We start from the raw sequence: 16,430 nt of genomic DNA, 5'->3' as shown, positions 1-16,430 counted from the left end.
GGTGAGACCTTTCATTTGGTGGTGCTGGTGTCAGCTACGAGGGCAGCTATGTCGGTGGTGAAGCGTTGGTATTCGCGGGCCGAGGGGACACTGGGGGTGTCTTCGTGCCGCCACGCCTCGACCCAGGGCAGGGTCCAGAGACGGGGCGCTCCCCCGCCGACAATGGCGGCGAAGTCGCGAAGGGCTTTGGGCGTCTTGCCGGGGGCGTCGGCCAGGACGGCAAGACCGAGGAGGTCAACGGCCGGGGCAGCGCCGGAGGCCCACTGGGTGACGGCGCTGCGGGCCGCGGTCAGTCCGCGCATATCAGCGCGGCAGACCAGCAGCAGCTTCGGGGCGCTTCCGTCCTGCGGGACAGGCCAGCAGTGTCCGGAGGCTCGTGCGCCGTCCAGGATCTCCGCGAGCCGGCTTTCACCGGAGCCGCCGTGCGCGCCGGTGACCCAGAGGGCTGCGGTTCCGGCGACGGTCCGGCGGCCCAGCCGGTCAGCGGCGTCGGGTTCGACCATGCCCCGCAACGGGACGGTGATGGCCGCCGCCGGCGGGGCGTGTACCTCCGGTTCCGGCGTTTCCGTCTCGACGGCGGGGCGGCTGATCCAGGGGTTCAGGGTCTGCTGCATGGGTCCTCCTTTCGAATGTCCGTTGAGTGGGTGGTTAGAAGCCGGCGGCGACGGCGGCGGCCGCGGCGAGCCAGGCCCGCTGGGTGGCTGGCTGGAGGGCTTCGTACCGGATGGGTCCGTTGACCAGTGCCGGGTCGTAAGGGATGCGGACGACGGCGCGGACGAAGGGTTCGAAGCCCTTGGCGATCCGCTCTGCCTCGTCCTTGGCCCGCTTCAGGGCATCCCCGCTCATGGACCGTTTCGCGTCGGTGGACTCGGAGACGATCACGACCGCGTTGCGGGCCAGCTCCGCGTCGTGGCCGCCGCGGGATACGAGGGTCTGCAGCGTCAGCCGGGCGGCTTCGGCGCGGTCCTCGATGGCAGTGACGGGGACGACGAGCTGGTTGGTGTGGTCGATCATGCGTCGCCAGTTCGCGGCGCGGGCGGTGTTGCCCGAGTCCATGACAACTAGCCGGTAGTACCGGGTGAGTACCTGGTGGGCGATGTCGACTTCTTCGGCGGTGACTTCGTGGTCGCCTTCTTCGTTCTCATCGGAGCGGAGGACATCGAACTTGTCGGCCGTCTGGTGGTGGACGAACTTGGCGATTTCGGCCGCGTTCGTGGACGGGGACAGCAGCTCGGTCGAGGAATCGATCAGGTCCAGGACGCTGCGGTCGTGGGAGCCCTTTTCGGTTCGCCAGCCCAGCGTGCCCTGGGATTCGTTGTTATCCCACGCGACCGTGGCCGCGCCGCTGTAGCGGGCGAGGATGGCCGAGAGCATGACGACGGTGGGGGTCTTGTTGGCCCCTCCCTTGCGGTTGACCACGGCGATGGTGCGCGGGCCGGGCCAGTGCTGGCTGACCGTGCGGATGTCCTCGCGTTCGGAGAGTTCTTCATCGGAGGGGTTCATGCGGATGCCCAGGCGTGTGAGCGCACCGCGCCAGCCCTGGGTGGCCGGCTCGAGGACCGGGGCGCTGACCAGGAAGGAGGTGTCCTTCAGGCTGCGCCGCGTCGGAGCCGGCTCTTCCACTACAGCTTCGGTCACGGCCGAGGCCGCGGGCAGCCACGGCTGGGCATCGGCTACGGCAGCGTGAACCGGCGCTGTCTCTACAGGCTTGGCGGCGGGCTCCGGTGCCGTAAGAGGCGTGGTTTCGATGACGGCGGGGGCGGCGGTCTCCGGGGTGGTGGCGGGGGCTTCGGCCCGGCGGCGGGCTGTGCGGGGTTCGTAGGAGATGGATTCGATCTTGTTGTCCGGGTGGACGATGAGTTCGCCGTGGCCCTCGGGATCTTCGATCTGGACCCGGACGGGGCGCTGGAGCGTTTGCGCTTCACCGACGACCAGGGCCAGGGCGTTGTTGCGGAGGTCCTGCAGGGATTCCCCGGCGGGAACGATGCGGGAGTTGCCCGCGACGACGACCTCGGCGGTGCCGTTGTCGCGGACAATGGCCTTGATGCTGGGGAAGGCCAATACTTGCGTAGGGGTTGTACCCATCGGCTTGTTCCTTAGGTGTGAGAAGGGAAAAGGCGGTGACGTTCAGGATGCTGGCGGGGTGAGACGGTTGACCTTCCACGGAGCGTCCTTGCCCGTGCGGAGCAGGTGCAGCGTGTAGGTCCCGGCGTTCGTAGGGACCGAAGCGCTAGCGCCGTAGCCGTTGGCCTCATCGACGGACAAGGTGGCCGCTCCGGTGACGCGGGAGGCCGGGATATTCGAGGGATCCACGGAGGAATAGTCGGCCGTGGCCTGAGGCGTCAGCCAGCGGGCCAGATCGTTGGCCCACTGCTTCTCATCCAGAGTTGGCCGGGCGAAGTCGGTCATCGCGTTCTCGGCAACGTCCAGAGCGTCTTCCTTGCTGGCCTGGTCCCACGTGATGCCGATGGTGGCCGGTACCGTGCCGCCGGGTGCCTGGGGGCCGCTGTTGGCGCTCAACGAGACCGGGGCGGAAGCGGTGGGGCTGGCGCTGGAAGAGGACGCCGGCGCGGCCCCGGTGGACGCGGCAGGGGCGCAGGCCGCGCACAGCAGCGCCACCGCGATCAGGGTCAGGGGCTTCTTCACTTCGTCTCCTCTTGAATGGGCAGGTACAGGAAGGCTGAGGGGACCGTATTGGACACGGTCCGGGTGTAGTAGTTGTGGTCATCCGGGGCAGGGTTGCCGTTGTAGCCCTCTTCGACGTAAGTGCCGTTGTCCTTGACTTCCTTCACGACGCCGACGTGGCCGAAGTTGGGGTCCGCTCCCCCGGCACCTGGCGCGTACCAAACCACGGCACCGACCTTGGGTGCGCGGCCGGTGGGCCAGCCCTTGGCGTCCCAGCCGGCCTTCCACGTCAGGGCCGAACCCAGGCCCTGGCCATCGGGACGGAAGTTGCTGTTGAGGAACCTGAACGGTGCACTGGGGGAGCCCATCTGCTGGTTGACCCGCCACAGGGCGAAGTCCACGCACTCCCGGTAGTACATGCCCAGCGGTGAAGTGCTGGCCGCGTTGGCGCCGGCCTGCATCCAGGTCGGTGAGTTCTTCCACGGGTAGTCGTTCCCGGCGCCGGACTGGCCGGGGATTCCGCAGTCGCTTCCCTGCAGGGAGAACTTCGACGTCGAGAGGGCCTGGACGATTTTCACGGCCTCGGGCCAGTACTTCTGGTAGTGGTACGGGTCGGCGTTGCGCTGGACCTTGTTGGCCGCGATTGTCGGTTCCAGCAGTTCCCAACCCGCCACACCCTGCAGCGCCTTCATGAAGTTCGTGGCGCTCGTGGCCGGGTTCATGCGGTCCTTATAGGATCCCCACGCGCCGTTGCCGCGCTGCTGAAACAGGCCGCGGGAGTCGGGGCCGGCGGTATCGCCATTGTCCAGAACACGCAGGCCCGACTCCCCCAGGGCAACCATCACCGCGATCATCTGACCATTCACAGAAAGGTTCAAAGCCTTACCCGCCCCCATGATCAAAGCGGCATTCTTCAGCTGTTCCCGGGTGTAGCCGGCGACTTTGGTACTGGCATCCACGGAGACGGAAATTACCGGCCCGCAGTCGGCGGCCGCGGGCTTCGCAGGCCCCAAGAGCAGAAGCATCGAGGAAACGAGTCCTAGCAGGGCCACGGGGACAGCTACGGCTACGCCGGTGGCGAGCGGTTTGGCTTGCACGAGTGATCCCCCCTAGGTTTATCTAAAATATTGTAGCAATACTTTAAGTATTGCCCTAGCGACGGTCTAGGCCGCAGCTGCTAGCACTGCGCGACAAGTAGGATGTTCGATATGCCTCGACTGGTTAAGCCCGCCGACGCCGCCTGGAACGAGTCGGTAGCGACCGCTCAGGCGGTCTTCAGCAGCGGCATAAACCTGGCCCTGCTCCACCACTTGGCCGCCAGAGCTGTCCCGGCAACCCGGTCCGAACTTGCGGACGAGCTCAAGGACTTTTCGCCCGCAAGCCTGAGCAAGGCAGCGGGCGTCCTTGCCGCCGCTGGAGTTTTGAAGAAAACGCCCGTGCTCGGTCCAAGCTCCGGGCGCCTGAACCACGCATTCTCGGCAGATCTGCCTCGCATCGAGACGCTGATAGACAGCCTCCGGCGGTACGCGCTTGCGGCGGATAAGTAGCGCAGCGCATGGCTCGCCTCGTGGTGGTGCGGTAAGTAACGCTCCGTTGCTCTGCCGGGTTTAGCCTGCACGAGTGGTAGGTCATGACTCAAGGATAGCCAACCTTAGACATGTCTAAGGCACTCTCAGGAATCTAATCCGTGGATTTCATCTCTTCTTCGAGGATTTTGGCGATGGCCGAGGTGGCTTCAGGAGAAAGGTCCCCGAGAGCCCTGGCTGCAAAACTCCGGACTTCAGCGATTCTCATGGCTTTCAAGAGTTTGAGCTGAGCTTCCACTCGCGCCGGGAGAGTTGGATCTGAGTCGAGCAGGTAAGCGGGCGGGACGCCGAAGAACTCTGCGAGGGCGGAGAGGAGCTTTGGATCGGTTACGGTCGCCCCAGTTCCTTCGCGCATATAGAACCAGCGCGCCCGTGACAAGCCCACGCCCTTCTCGGCCAGGGCAGCTTGGATGTCAGCAAACTTGTACGGCTGGCCCCCTTCCGCAACCACGACGTCCATGAGGAGGTCCAGGCGGCGAGCCAATTCCTCCCGCCGCTGAGAGGCGTTGTCTTTGCGGTTCATGCGGCAGTCCTATCGGGGCTGGAGGGTGTTTGCGGCGTTTTCAGAGACTTCTCGGCATCAAGTAGTGCTGACTCATGTTGATTCCACGCTTCTTCCAAACCAACAGGGTCCACCAGGAGGCAGTCTCGCACCTCCGTGATGCGCCGCTGTAGCGCGGCATGCGGGTTGGAGCTCAATATGTCTTTGCCCGGCGACCCGCCCTGGTGGAGCACCAGGTTTGGGTTGCCGGCGGTGGAGGCCCTCCAAAGCGGCATGAGGCGAAACAGCCGCCACCGGGCGGACAGATCTGCTGATGTCGCCGCGGTAATTCCGACGAGCCGTGACGTAGAAAGTCCGGCAGCCACGCACACAACGGAGACAGCCTGACCGGCGCCATAGAACGGAGAGAAAGATTCCTGTCCCGCGTGGTCCGTTACCAGCTGCAGCAAGGACCGGACCGCAAGGAGCGAGATTGCACCGAAGCAACCGGCGCACACAAGAAAGAACCCGAGGCGGAAAGCGGAGGACATTTTGCTCAGGTGACCGATTACAGACCGGATGACACTAGCGCTTGTGTAGGCGATGAAGAACGAAGCGGCCAGCAGGAACGCGGTCATGCCGGGCTGGGACCCGTACGTGCGGATCAGCGAGGGACTGGTGACCGGTAGGTCGCTGCTTGAAAAGCCGACCACGACGATGAGCGATGAGGCGATCCAGGCGATCCTATGGCGTCGTTCCTTGCGCAGATCCTGCAGCCCCGAGGCCGGCCCAGCAGCGTTGGTTACTGCCGTGTAGAGCTGGGCGAACGCGGCCAGGACGCATAGGGAGAGAATCAGGCCAGCCAGGTTTCGGTTGCCTGTGAGGGAATCCACGAAGATGTAGACGGGTTCGATGTAAAGCGTAAAACCGGCTGTGGCGAAAGCCGACGCCAAAAAGGCTGGCCGGGCCGGCCGGTTCCAGAGGCCGGAGAGTCTGAGCAGGGTCAAAATCCCTAAGCTGACCGCAACCACAATGCTCGTCATCCGAATACCTCTGCAAACCTGGATGGCTCATCTAGCGGCCGCAGATGAGAGCGCCACATCCTGTCCATCACTATGTCCGCAAAAGTCTCCGCCCGCTTCTCCTCCGCCACTGTGAAGGTGGCGCAGCTCGCCGACCTTCGACGGCCTAGTAGCTTCGGCTCCGAAGCTTCGACCTGCAATTGGTTAGTGACCATCGAAGCGCCCAGGAGTGGCATTGGGCGGGTGACGTTTCCGCGGGCCTGTTCGTGGTGGCCCAAGAGAAGGTGTCCAAATTCGTGGCACACGAAGTGATCCTCACGCCGGCGCTCATCTGCGGGGGCGAAAAGGATTAGATCCACCGCTGCGTTGCAGTAGGTCATGGCGCATACCGGGCTGCCGGCAAGTTCTTCGGTTCGACGGACCACAAGCTTTCTCGCTCGTCGGGACGATACTGCCTCCCTCAGGACGTCCAGCGTCAGCTTCTCGGGCAGCCCGAGCTCGGCGATGGTCGACTGAACCGTCGCGACATAGCTCGGCATCATCAGCGGGGTCATGATTTCCCCGGACCCAGATCCTCCAACACGTACCCCGAGGGGTACTGCGAGGAGCCCGAGAGACCGGGCCGGAACCGCGGGGTCTGCCTCAGCGGACGAACCGCCGTGATGGTTGCCTTCAGCCGCAGTAGACCGCTCAGCACTGCCTTGACGACAGTATTGGGGCGAGGCAGTCCCAGAGCTTCAGACTGACGCGGATCGTCCAGCATCGCCGAGAGGAGAGTTTCAGTGGCCGGCCGGAGGGGTTTAGGAAGCCGAGCCCGAAGAACACCCAAGGTAGAGTCCATGAGTTCCAGCCCAGCCGGGCTGGCAGCGACATGCTTTCTCTCGTAGTCATCGAGGAACGCGGCGGCACCAGCGAAGTCGCTTGGGATGTCGTGAAGGCCCATGCGCTCTCCGAGGGCTGAGAAAAAATCAACAGCGGCCTGCTTCTCGGTGTCCAGAGATGCCCGCCAAGCATGGCGGTCGGCCCACCGGATCGGAACGACGAGCATCGTCATAAGGACATAAACGAAGTCTGCGTTGCGGCCGGGCACTCCCCTGTGCACATTGCGCAGGAGGGTGACCATAGCTGCGCCCCGTTCACTGTCTAGGCCGCCAGCGATGATTTCGTAGATGACTATCGCCGTGTCGTAGGAGCGCTTTTGCGGACGTGAACGGATCTCCCCCGTGGCGGCCAGCGTCCCGGCCAGCGAAGGGATGGAAAAGTTGCGGTAGTAAGCAAGGAAGAATCCCAGGTCCATATCCTCAGCCAGGTCGAAGAGGACGAATCTGCGATAGATCTCTTCAAACTGGCTGCGGCTGAGCGTCCCCTGGCGCTTGAGGCTTTCTGCTCGGCTTTTGTGCATCGAATCAAACTCCAGCAAGAGAGGCCACAGGTGCGAAAAGGCTGAACCCAGGCCGGACGTCAGTGCTCAAGATAGAGCACCCGCACCATGTGTAACCTTAGACATGTCCAAGGTCCGATTATAGTGGTTCACGGCCGAAGGTGGCCCGGGGGAGGTCTCGGCAACCGACACGCCGGGACCTAAATCCCACTTAAGGCAATCTGATTCATGTGTTCTTGGACTTGTAACTTCGGTCCTGGGAGGGAACATGCCACAGCGCAGCAAGGGAGAGCGACACGTCATAACGGCGCGGTTGCCGATTTCCGACGCAGAAAAGCTGGCCGCCGTCGTGGATGCGACGAAGGAGAGCCGGAGCGACCTCATCGCTCGACTCGTGCACGCCCACTTGAAGACTATTGACCTCGATCGACTCACCGGCCAGGAGGCCCTGCCTATTGCTAAGGCGAGTTAAAGACTGAAGGCCCGCACTAGGCGGGCCTTCAAAAAGTATGGCGTTCAGATCTCGTTCTTGGCGGGATTCGATCTGAACTTTCAAAAGCTCCCCGCGAGGGGCGCTCCATTTGCTATACCCCGAAGGGAGTAACTGTTGTCTATGGTACCTGCCGCTGTCGCGGCGTCAACAACTGACGTGCCGCTGTCGGCGCGTCAAGTCACGCCAGAGCTCGCGTGGCGTCTTGCCCCGCTGATTGCGGGAGCCCCGACGTACCGGCGGGGCCGATGGATTAAGGGCCGCTTCCAGTACCCAGGTCCGGCTGTGGCGCCGAAGATCACGGCCGCACTCCCCAAACAGCCGGCAGCTGTGCACGTTCACGGGTCGGACGGGTCCGTTGCCACCCTTTGTATTGACCTGGATACCTCCAAAGCTCTGCAGGAGGTTGTGGACGACGACGCCAGACGCCTCGGGGAGCTGCTGGAGAGCTGCGGGATCCGCTACGTTGCGGACTACTCCCCCAGCGGCGGCCGGCACCTGTACGTCCCGCTCGTGGAACGTGTCGGCGCGGCCGAGGCCCGCGAGGTCGTGGAAGCCATGACGCTACTGGCTCCCAGCCTCGACCCGGGCCCTCACCAGAACGTCACGGACGGCTGTATTCGCGTCCCGGGATCAGCTCATAAGTCCGGCGGCCACCAGATCCTCACCACTCCCCTGGCCACCGCGTACGACACGCTGCGGCGACGGAATGCGGCCGACACATGGAATGCCCTGCTCCGGGCACTGGCCCCGGAGCTGCGCCGCCGCCGTGACCTGAAGGCCCGCGAGGCCAAACTTGCCACAGTGGCCTCAGCCCCTGGCACCAGCTCGCTCTCCTTTGGCGGCAGCCAATCCCCCTTGCGCGTCCTCGCCCGCACGGGCCTGTACGACGCCAACCGCTACCCCAGCCCCTCAGAGGCCCGCATGGCGGTCCTGAACCACTTCGCCGCGTGTGGGTGGACCCTGGACCAGGTCCAGCGGGAGATGACCGGCCAGTTCCCCGGTCTCGCTGCCCTCTACAAGGACACCAGCCACCGCGACCGCCTCCTGGACAAGGAGTGGGCGAACGCCTGCGGCTGGGTCCAGAAAAAGCCGACCTCCAAAACTGGAGAGACTAGTTCCCTTATTAACGACACAAGCCAGCCAAAGCCCACAGGGGGGGCAATCAAACTAGCCAGCAAAGCTGGCGTGCACCAGCTCGTAAACGATCTTGAAAATGTGCTCTACGCAGCCCTTGACCACCGGCTCAAAGAACACGGCAGAGAGGGCCTAAGCCTGCGGCTACTCCTTCGCGCAGTCCTGGGCTACATGCGAACAATGGAAACGGAGCTGCTCGATGTTGGCTGCAGGACCTTTGCCAGCGCACTCGGCAAGCACCACGGCACCGTAGCCAGGCTCCTGCGCGTCCTGGAAGGCGCCTCAGACGGCATCTTGACGAAAGTATCCGACGCCCGGGGCCGCAACGCTGACACCTACCTGGTCCAACTACCACAGCACTACGAGCAACTGGCCCGGGACCTCTCTTGGCGGCGGGGGAAGATCTACGGCATCCGTCCCGTATTTCGTGTGCTGGGCGATGTAGCGGCCTTGTCCTACGAAGCCATCGAACGCGGCCGCTTCTCCCCCACTACGGCAGACATTGTCCGCTCGACAGCCCTAAGCCGGTCAGCCGTAGACAAGGCCCTGGCAGAGATGGCAGCCCACAACATGATCCAACGCACCGACGGATGCTGGTTCCTGGTAGCTGCCACCGGTCTCAACGACCTGGCACGCCGTCTGGGCGCCCTCGATGACGCTGCCGAACAGATCACAAGACACCGCCTGCAGCGCGCCCGGTGGCACGCATGGCTGGACAGGCACCTCTCCTCTGAGCTATCTGAGACCGAGCTGTACGACGCGGAAACCGAAACCCACTGGCTGCCACCGGATGACGACGACGACGCCTACCCCGGATATGTGTGGAAGGCAGCATGAGCCACCCGCATTACTGTCAATACACCTAATAACAGTAATGCGGGTAATGCTTGCAAAGACGGCAAAGACAGTGTTGACTGTAAAAACGGCTTTGACTGTATTAAAGTCAAATCACGTAAAGACAGTAATAACAGTAAAGACAGCAACGACAGTAGGGCGGGCAAGATGGCAGCTCCAGTAGAGTTCGACCGGACAGGCATGGAGCGAATCTGCGGGTTCGTCAACGGCAAGGGCGGCGTCCTCAAGACGACCCTGACGGCCAACATTGGTGCGCTGCTGGCGAGCTTTGGCTGGAAGGTTCTCCTCGTGGATATGGATCCACAGGGCAACCTTGGCCTCGACCTCGGATACCGGCACGAGTCCCAGGATGATGACGGAACGGGCCTCGCACAAAGCCTCGTCTTCGGCCAACCGTTGACCCCATTGAAAGACGTTCGCCCAAACCTCGACGTCGTGCCCGGAGGAAGCTCACTCGATGAGGCCGGCGCCGGCCTCATCTCCCAGTCCAGCCGTGACGGACGCAAGTCGAAGCTGGCCCTGGCGCGGTCTCTTGCCCCCATCGCCGCGGACTACGACATCATCCTCATCGACTGCCCGCCCGGCAATGAACCGCTCCAGGTCGCCGCCCTCGGCGCAGCGGCCTACGTTGTGGTGCCTACAAAAACGGACAAGGCCGGCCGAGAAGGGCTTCTCGGAGTGGCTAAGCGCTTGGATACAGTCCTGGATGTGAACCCCAACCTCGACCTCCTGGGCGTCATCATCACCGCCACTTCCTCGACGGCAACGAACGTCCACCGGACAACCCGGGAATCGATCACGGAAACGTTCGGCGATGATTCAGTGCTGTTCAAGGGCATGGTTCGTCACGCAGAAGCGCCAGCGCAGGCCGCCCGGGACAGGGGAGTGCTCATTCACGAGCTCGAGGAACAGGTTAAGGCTGCACCGAAGTGGTGGGAAGTTCGCAAGGGCACCGCGGAAGCGGGGCAGAGTCAGCCACGGTCCGCCGCTAACGTCGCAGAAGACCTCTACCAAGTCACACATGAACTCGTCGCCCGCCTGGAAGCAGCTGAGAAGAGGAACGCATCATGACCGAATCCACCCGCAACCCCATAGGCCCGCCTCCGCGCAGGGCCGCTGCTGCGCCCGCCGTCCAGAACTTGGTCAAGGCAAACAGGAATCCGGCACCCGCTGAAGCGGTGGCGCCGGCCCAGAAGGCTCAGCCGGCCTCGGCGTCCAAGCAGATCACGTTCTACATGGCCGCCGACGATTTGAAGAGGGCCAAAGCGGCGTATACCGCGACGAGCGGGCAGGAGATGGACCGGAGTTGGTCCGACTTCATCTCGCGCGCAGTCCTCATGGAGGTGGCCCGACGCGAGCGGGTCTATAACGAGGGCGAGAACTTCCCTGGAGGCACGCAGAACCTGGCCCCGGGCCGGCGAATCCAGCCCTAATGCCGTCAATACTGTCTTTGACAGTATTGACGGGGGAGGGCTACTGGTCGGTGCGGATCACGACGAGCTTGTACCCCTCGGGGATCCTTGCGTGCAGGGCTTCCTTGGCTTCCTCGTAGCTCCCACCTTGGACGCTGAGGTGGTCGTAGGTGCCGTCGGGAGCTTGGATGGTGCCGGCGATTTCCACCTGACCACCTTAGTCCCGGACAGCCTCTATGCACCCTCAAAGGCTTCGACTTCCGCGGCATCCAGAAGCACTGTCGCCGTCGCGCCCGTTGCACGGGCTAGGTCGTCGACGGCGTTGAAGTGGACCCTGGCGAGGGCGATGGCAACCAGCTCAAGGTATTCAGCGCCGTTGCGCTGTTTCAGGTCGCCCAGATAGCCCCGCATGCGCCCTTCCAGGGCGCCGGGGCCCTCCGATTCTTCTGCCGCGAGCCGTGTCAGCGTCAAGGCCGCCAGGGCCGGGCTGTCGTAGATGAGTCCCATGGGCCAACGCTACGCACGCGGGCGGCCCCGTCAAGGGCCGGCCCTAGTCCCAGCGGTGGGCTTCCAGAGCGCGGACCAGGGGAGCGGGGTCCTTCTCCAGCTGGTCGACGGGACGGGTCCCGGCCAAGGCCCGGGAGGGCGTGGCCATCCAGATCGTAAAGTAGTTGTGTGGCACCTTCAGGTCCATGGCCCGCTGGAACAGTGTTGTGACGACGGGCTGGAGCTGCCCTCCAGGGAGGAACTGAAAGCCCGGGCAGTACGTCCTTTCTCCGATGATCTGTTTACCGGACTAAGTTGACGGTTTACGGCGCGTGTCGCCTGCATGAGGCGAGCCCGTCAGCGTCATGCTTTGGTCATGGATCTCTCGGATCGCAGTTGGGATCGGCATCGAGCGGAGGGACTCACTGTCGCGAACGTCGGGCGGGTGATTCCTCGCCCCGGTGTTCCTGGCTTCGTGGTCCTCGACGCGATGGGAGAGGAGTTCGCTCCCGCCACGGAGTATCTGCTTGAGCTGGCAGCGACGGACCGTTCGCCTCAAACGGTACGAACCTATGCCTTGTCCTTGCTTCGGTTCCTTCGATTTTTGTGGGCTATCGGGGTCAACTGGGAGCAGGCAACGTCCCTTGAAGCGCGCGACTTCGTGTTGTGGGCGCGCCAGGCCGAGAAGTTCGTCGGGAATCGTAACGTCCCTCAGCGGCGGGGGAGCCGGAACCTTGTCACGGGAAAGAGGCATCTCGGAGTGCGTTACTCACCCTCGACGATCAACCACACGACGACCGTGTGTAAGGAGTTTTACGCTTTCCAGCTTCGGGTGGGTGAGGGGCCCATCGTGAATCCTTTCGAGCTGCGCCGCGGGCGATCCCATGCGCATCATGATCCTCAGCGGGAGTTTGCCCCGGTGCGGCGCCAGCCCTTGCGTCAGCGCGAGGCGCGCCGGGTGCCAAGATCAATCCCGGATGGGAAGTTCAACGATCTGTTTCGCCGTTTGCGGTCCAACAGGGACCGGGCGTTGGTGGCGTTTTATGTCAGCAGTGGTGCACGGGCGAGCGAGCTGCTCGGGATCACGGGTGACAGGGTCAACGTGGGTGACCAGCTAATCGGCGTTTACCGCAAAGGTGGTCAGCTGCAATGGTTGCCCGCTTCGCCTGATGCTTTCGTATGGCTTCGGCTCTATCAGCTCGAAGGAAGCGTCGCCGGCCCGGATGAGCCGGTTTGGCTCACGCTGCGGGGCGAGCCCCGTCCTCTGTCCTACGAAGCCATGCGCGCCGTACTGAGACGCTGTAATGACCTGCTCGGTTCGAACTGGACGCTGCACGATCTGCGGCACACGTTCGCGATCAGAGCGCTCGAGGGCGGGATGGGTCTTCACGAAGTCCAGGAGTTACTGGGTCACCAGTCGCTGATTACGACCACGGTCTACGCGGTTCCGCATATGGAGGAAGTTATCGCGCATTACCGGGCCCATCTCAGCAGCAGGAATGCCCCTGCTGCTGACAGTTCGCCGGCCGGTCAGCCCTATAACCCAGATGAGTTGCGCGTGCTTTGGGGGAACCAGTGACAACTCCGCCCAGCAATAAGATCCAGACCGCACGACGAAGCTGGAATGACCACACACCGCCACCACAGGAACAACAACCGCCTGCACTGCAACCCATCCCTGACGGACCGCTGACCAGCGCCAGCATTGAGGACATCATCAACAGCCTCAAGGACTGCCGTCCGTACTGGCCACATCTGGGTGATCACGGGGCGCGCATTAGGCGCCTCCTCACACATTTGAGGCAGTTGCCGGGTGAAACCTGGCAGGACCGCTGGGCGCTGTTCGAGGGCCAGGTCGGGGATGACGCTCTGACGTGGAGGCTCAGGATCGCCGGCGGCTCAAGCAAGAACACGAAGAATCGTAACGAGGTCGAAGGACTCAACGCGGCAATCGGACCGCTGCTGGCCCTGGATGTCATGCGCCCGTCCCACCGGTGGCTCGCGGGTCAGCGCTTTGCCTTCTGGAAAGCACTCAGCCGGTTCCGGGATGCCGCCCACACAGCTGAACTTGAGAACGCCCTCGTCCACGCGAAGGCTTCACCGGCCCAGGCCACTGCCGGGATCCTCACCCTGGGTCGCGTTCAGGCCCATACGGGCAAATCGATCCGCCAGCTCACAGCCGAAGACATCCTCGACCTGACAGCCCAGCTTCCCGGGAAGCTGATCGACGTCAGCCGCAGCGGGCTGACTGCCGTATGGCCGGTGCTGCACGAGAGGGGATGGATCAGACACGATTCCGGGACCCTGCCTACACGGCTCCGCGTCGGACCGAAAACAGTGGATGAGATGGTCGACTACTATGGCATCACTGGCCCCTGCCGGGAACCATTCATTCGCTATCTGCAGGTCCGGTCGGCTGGCCTTGACTACTCCTCGCTCTGTGCTTTGGGTAGGTATCTGGCAGGCCTCTTCTTCGCCGACATCGTCAGGCACTACCCAGGCCATCGCAGCTTCGCACTGACTCCGGACCAGGCAGCTGGCTGGAAAGCCAGGGTCAAAGTTAAGGCCGATGGCTCGCCGCGCCGGGAAGTTTACAGCGTCTTTTTCTCCGTCCGGGCGTTCTATCTCGACATCAGCCAGTGGGCACTCGAAGATGCCTACTGGGCGCAATGGGCCGCCCCAAGCCCCGTAACCTTCGCGGAGACCCGTGGTTACGTGAAGCACCGGCGCGCGACCATCGCAACGATGCAACAGCGGACCCGTGAACTGGCTCCCGTGTTGCCCCGTCTGGTGGAGGCTGCCGAACAGGCCCTCCGCGCAGCAGAAGCAACCCTGGCGAATGCCAAGACGGCCGGCGCCGGCCAAACTATCGACATGGACGGTGAGGCTTGGGAAGTCTTCCAGAGCAGTCAACATGCGCATGTCCGGATTCGGCGTAATGGAAAGGACCGGGACCTGTCCTTTGAAGAGGACAACGCCTTCTGGACCTGGGCGCTTGTTGAGACACTACGACACACCGGTGCACGGATCGAAGAAGTCCTTGAGTTGGTGCACATGAGCATCCAGCCATACAAGGTTCCAGGGACCGGGGAGACCATACCGCTGCTGCACTTCGCTCCGAGCAAGACCGACACTGAGCGTCTGATGGTGGCAGGCCCCGAACTCGTGCACGTGCTCTACCGGGTGCTGTCGCGTGTCACCAAGGACGCTGGTGGTGCACCGCTGACACAGCGATGGGACTCAGCTGAGAAAGTGCTGAGCTCACCTCTTCCGCACCTGTTCGTCCGCCGCCGTGGCGCCGGACCGCCGAACGTAATGACGACGGCCACCGTCTCCACGCTGCTCAATGACTTGGCGGCACGCGCGCATATCAAGGTCAGCGGTGCCGAGGTCCGGTTCACCCCGCACGATTTCCGTCGCATCTTCGCGACCGAGGCACTTGCCAGCGGGTTGCCTCCACACATCGTGCAGGTGCTGATGGGGCACGCCAGTCTGGCGACGACCCAGGGATACGCAGCGATTTATCCCAGGGACGTCATACGACACCACCGCACCTTCATCGAAAAGCGACGGGTCATTCGGCCCACCGAAGAATACCGCGAACCAACAGCCGCCGAATGGGACGAATTCGAGGCCCACTTCGTGCAACGCAAACTCAGCCTGGGAAGCTGCGGACGCGCATATGGAACAGGCTGCCAGCACGAACATGCCTGTCTGCGCTGCGCCCTGCTGCGTCCTGACCCGGCCCAGACAGAACGACTGCAGGACATCATCGACAACCTTCGTGACCGCATCACCGAAGCCAAACAGCACGGCTGGATCGGAGACGTTGAAGGCCTGCGGGTCACGCTGAGCAGCGCAGAAATAAAGCTGGCGCAAATGTTCAAGATGCAAAGCCAAAAAGACCGAACAACCGTAGACCTCGGAACCCCGCGAATCCGAGCCATAAGGGAACCAGGTCAAGCAAAAGAGGATAAGTAGGTTGGCAGCAACCGATCAACCGCGTGCCGTCGGTGGGTGGCAGGGGAAGTCCTTATACAGGGCCGGTCCCCTGCGGCACGCGAATCATCCGAACTTTCGCTATCATCGTTATATGACGATTGGTTCGATGGTTTCTGCTGATAGTTGTGCGCGGCTTGATCCCGCGGCGGCGCTGTTTCATTCCCTGAGTGATCCGACTCGGCTAAGCATTGTGAAGCGCGTGGCCGGCGGCGAGGTCCGCGTAGGTGACCTCACTGCAGAGCTGGGCCTGGCCCAGTCCACCGTATCTGCCCACGTGGCCTGCCTGCGCGATTGCGGCCTGGTGGAAGGCCGGGTGCAGGGCCGCAGCGTGTACTACTCACTGTCCCGCCCGGAACTGATGGACATGCTCGCCCAGGCCGAGATCCTGCTTGCCGCCACCGGCAACGCGGTCAGCCTCTGCCCGAACTACGGTGTTGGCAGCACCGGTGCCGCCCTGACGAAAGAGAACGAACGATGAGTGACGCCTGCGGCTGCAGCGACGAGAGGACGGAGACCGGCGAATCCGGAGAAGCGGAGGAAGCCGTAGGTTTCTGGCAGGTCACCGAGATCCGGGCGGCAGCGGTCTCCGGTGTGCTGCTTCTCGCCGCGTGGATCGCGTCCCTGCTTGGAGGGCCGCAGTGGCTGACCCTTCCCCTGGAGGTCATCGCGCTGCTGGTAGCGGCTTGGACTTTCGTTCCTTCCACTCTCCGTCGTCTGTTTAAGGGCAAGATCGGGGTAGGCACGCTGATGACGATCGCCGCCGTCGGTGCCGTTGCCCTCGGGGAATTCGAGGAGGCGGCCATGCTGGCCTTCCTCTACGCGATCTCCGAAGGCCTTGAGGAGTACTCACTGGCGAAAACCCGTCGTGGCCTGCGAGCCCTGCTGGACCTTGTCCCGGCTGAGGCGACCGTGTTGCGCGGCGGGGCCGAGGTCACCGTCGACCCGGCAGAACT

At 63.4% G+C, this 16,430-nt stretch carries 19 protein-coding genes and 1 pseudogene; 9 read left to right on the top strand and 11 right to left on the bottom strand.

Annotated features, from left to right (window positions below):
- Nucleotides 1–11 precede the first annotated feature (11 nt).
- Genes AB0305_RS06730 through AB0305_RS06715 form a run of 4 tightly spaced genes read right to left on the bottom strand, consistent with a single transcriptional unit; the run spans nt 12 to nt 3,650 of the window.
- Complete coding sequence (locus tag AB0305_RS06730; RefSeq protein WP_364138908.1) at nt 12–614, bottom strand: DUF6668 family protein; 603 nt, start codon at nt 612–614, stop codon at nt 12–14.
- A 34-nt stretch (nt 615–648) separates the two neighbouring features.
- Complete coding sequence (locus tag AB0305_RS06725; RefSeq protein WP_364138907.1) at nt 649–2,085, bottom strand: chromosome partitioning protein ParA; 1,437 nt, start codon at nt 2,083–2,085, stop codon at nt 649–651.
- 42 nt (nt 2,086–2,127) lie between these two features.
- Nucleotides 2,128–2,646, bottom strand: coding sequence for a hypothetical protein (locus AB0305_RS06720; RefSeq protein WP_364138906.1), 519 nt, complete (start codon nt 2,644–2,646; stop codon nt 2,128–2,130).
- A complete protein-coding gene (locus AB0305_RS06715; RefSeq protein WP_364138904.1) occupies nt 2,643–3,650 on the bottom strand; it encodes a CHAP domain-containing protein in 1,008 nt (335 codons plus the stop codon). The genes AB0305_RS06720 and AB0305_RS06715 overlap by 4 nt, the downstream gene beginning before the upstream one ends.
- A gap of 183 nt (nt 3,651–3,833) precedes the next feature.
- Here AB0305_RS06715 and AB0305_RS06710 point away from each other — a divergent pair, with 183 nt between their 5' ends.
- A complete protein-coding gene (locus AB0305_RS06710; protein ID WP_364138902.1) occupies nt 3,834–4,172 on the top strand; it encodes a hypothetical protein in 339 nt (112 codons plus the stop codon).
- 133 nt (nt 4,173–4,305) lie between these two features.
- On the opposite strand, the gene AB0305_RS06705 is transcribed toward AB0305_RS06710, so the two are convergent.
- From AB0305_RS06705 to AB0305_RS06690, 4 genes are read right to left on the bottom strand one after another with little or no spacing between them, the layout of a single operon-like run.
- Entirely contained in the window at nt 4,306–4,734 is a 429-nt protein-coding gene (locus AB0305_RS06705; protein ID WP_364138901.1) for a hypothetical protein, read from the bottom strand.
- Complete coding sequence (locus AB0305_RS06700) at nt 4,731–5,735, bottom strand: MAB_1171c family putative transporter (RefSeq protein ID WP_364138900.1); 1,005 nt, start codon at nt 5,733–5,735, stop codon at nt 4,731–4,733. The genes AB0305_RS06705 and AB0305_RS06700 overlap by 4 nt, the downstream gene beginning before the upstream one ends.
- Complete coding sequence (locus AB0305_RS06695; RefSeq protein WP_364138899.1) at nt 5,732–6,268, bottom strand: hypothetical protein; 537 nt, start codon at nt 6,266–6,268, stop codon at nt 5,732–5,734. The genes AB0305_RS06700 and AB0305_RS06695 overlap by 4 nt, the downstream gene beginning before the upstream one ends.
- Nucleotides 6,265–7,134: an oxygenase MpaB family protein gene (locus AB0305_RS06690; protein ID WP_364138898.1), complete on the bottom strand. Its 870-nt coding sequence runs from the start codon at nt 7,132–7,134 to the stop codon at nt 6,265–6,267. Before AB0305_RS06690 ends, AB0305_RS06695 begins: the two co-directional genes overlap by 4 nt.
- Before the next feature lie 229 nt (nt 7,135–7,363).
- Here AB0305_RS06690 and AB0305_RS06685 point away from each other — a divergent pair, with 229 nt between their 5' ends.
- The 4 genes from AB0305_RS06685 to AB0305_RS06670 all read left to right on the top strand — a co-directional run bounded on the left by AB0305_RS06685 (nt 7,364) and on the right by AB0305_RS06670 (nt 11,010).
- Nucleotides 7,364–7,567 (top strand): hypothetical protein, encoded by a 204-nt coding sequence (locus tag AB0305_RS06685; RefSeq protein ID WP_366172230.1) that lies wholly within the window; start codon nt 7,364–7,366, stop codon nt 7,565–7,567.
- Nucleotides 7,568–7,993: 426 nt separating this feature from the next.
- Complete coding sequence (locus AB0305_RS06680) at nt 7,994–9,559, top strand: hypothetical protein (RefSeq protein WP_364138896.1); 1,566 nt, start codon at nt 7,994–7,996, stop codon at nt 9,557–9,559.
- Nucleotides 9,560–9,724: 165 nt separating this feature from the next.
- The gene (locus AB0305_RS06675; RefSeq protein ID WP_364138894.1) at nt 9,725–10,648 is read left to right on the top strand and encodes a ParA family protein; all 924 of its coding nucleotides are present in this window, start codon (nt 9,725–9,727) and stop codon (nt 10,646–10,648) included.
- Nucleotides 10,645–11,010 carry a hypothetical protein gene (locus tag AB0305_RS06670; protein WP_364138893.1) on the top strand — a complete coding sequence of 122 codons (366 nt, stop codon included), beginning with the start codon at nt 10,645–10,647 and terminating at the stop codon, nt 11,008–11,010. The genes AB0305_RS06675 and AB0305_RS06670 overlap by 4 nt, the downstream gene beginning before the upstream one ends.
- A gap of 40 nt (nt 11,011–11,050) precedes the next feature.
- Here the strand turns inward: AB0305_RS06670 and AB0305_RS06665 are convergent, their stop codons facing one another.
- Genes AB0305_RS06665 through AB0305_RS06655 form a run of 3 tightly spaced genes read right to left on the bottom strand, consistent with a single transcriptional unit; the run spans nt 11,051 to nt 11,683 of the window.
- Entirely contained in the window at nt 11,051–11,197 is a 147-nt protein-coding gene (locus tag AB0305_RS06665; protein WP_364138891.1) for a hypothetical protein, read from the bottom strand.
- 26 nt (nt 11,198–11,223) lie between these two features.
- Nucleotides 11,224–11,496: a hypothetical protein gene (locus AB0305_RS06660; protein WP_364138889.1), complete on the bottom strand. Its 273-nt coding sequence runs from the start codon at nt 11,494–11,496 to the stop codon at nt 11,224–11,226.
- A 43-nt stretch (nt 11,497–11,539) separates the two neighbouring features.
- Nucleotides 11,540–11,683: a hypothetical protein gene (locus AB0305_RS06655; protein ID WP_366172227.1), complete on the bottom strand. Its 144-nt coding sequence runs from the start codon at nt 11,681–11,683 to the stop codon at nt 11,540–11,542.
- Nucleotides 11,684–11,851: 168 nt separating this feature from the next.
- On the opposite strand from AB0305_RS06655, the gene AB0305_RS06650 reads away from it, so the two are divergent.
- The 4 genes and pseudogenes from AB0305_RS06650 to AB0305_RS06635 all read left to right on the top strand — a co-directional run.
- The gene (locus tag AB0305_RS06650; protein ID WP_364138886.1) at nt 11,852–13,054 is read left to right on the top strand and encodes a tyrosine-type recombinase/integrase; all 1,203 of its coding nucleotides are present in this window, start codon (nt 11,852–11,854) and stop codon (nt 13,052–13,054) included.
- Nucleotides 13,051–15,456: a tyrosine-type recombinase/integrase gene (locus tag AB0305_RS06645; RefSeq protein ID WP_364138885.1), complete on the top strand. Its 2,406-nt coding sequence runs from the start codon at nt 13,051–13,053 to the stop codon at nt 15,454–15,456. Before AB0305_RS06650 ends, AB0305_RS06645 begins: the two co-directional genes overlap by 4 nt.
- A 112-nt stretch (nt 15,457–15,568) precedes the next feature.
- Nucleotides 15,569–15,955, top strand: a complete 387-nt coding sequence (locus tag AB0305_RS06640; RefSeq protein ID WP_364138884.1) for a metalloregulator ArsR/SmtB family transcription factor — start codon at nt 15,569–15,571, stop codon at nt 15,953–15,955.
- Nucleotides 15,952–16,430, top strand: a pseudogene (locus AB0305_RS06635) (cation-transporting P-type ATPase); the annotation flags it as partial. The gene AB0305_RS06640 and the pseudogene AB0305_RS06635, both read left to right, overlap by 4 nt.

Source organism: Arthrobacter sp. NPDC080086 (genome assembly GCF_040702285.1).
The sequence above is the reverse complement of the archived record's forward strand: the minus strand, read 5'-3'. Positions and strand labels throughout refer to the sequence as shown.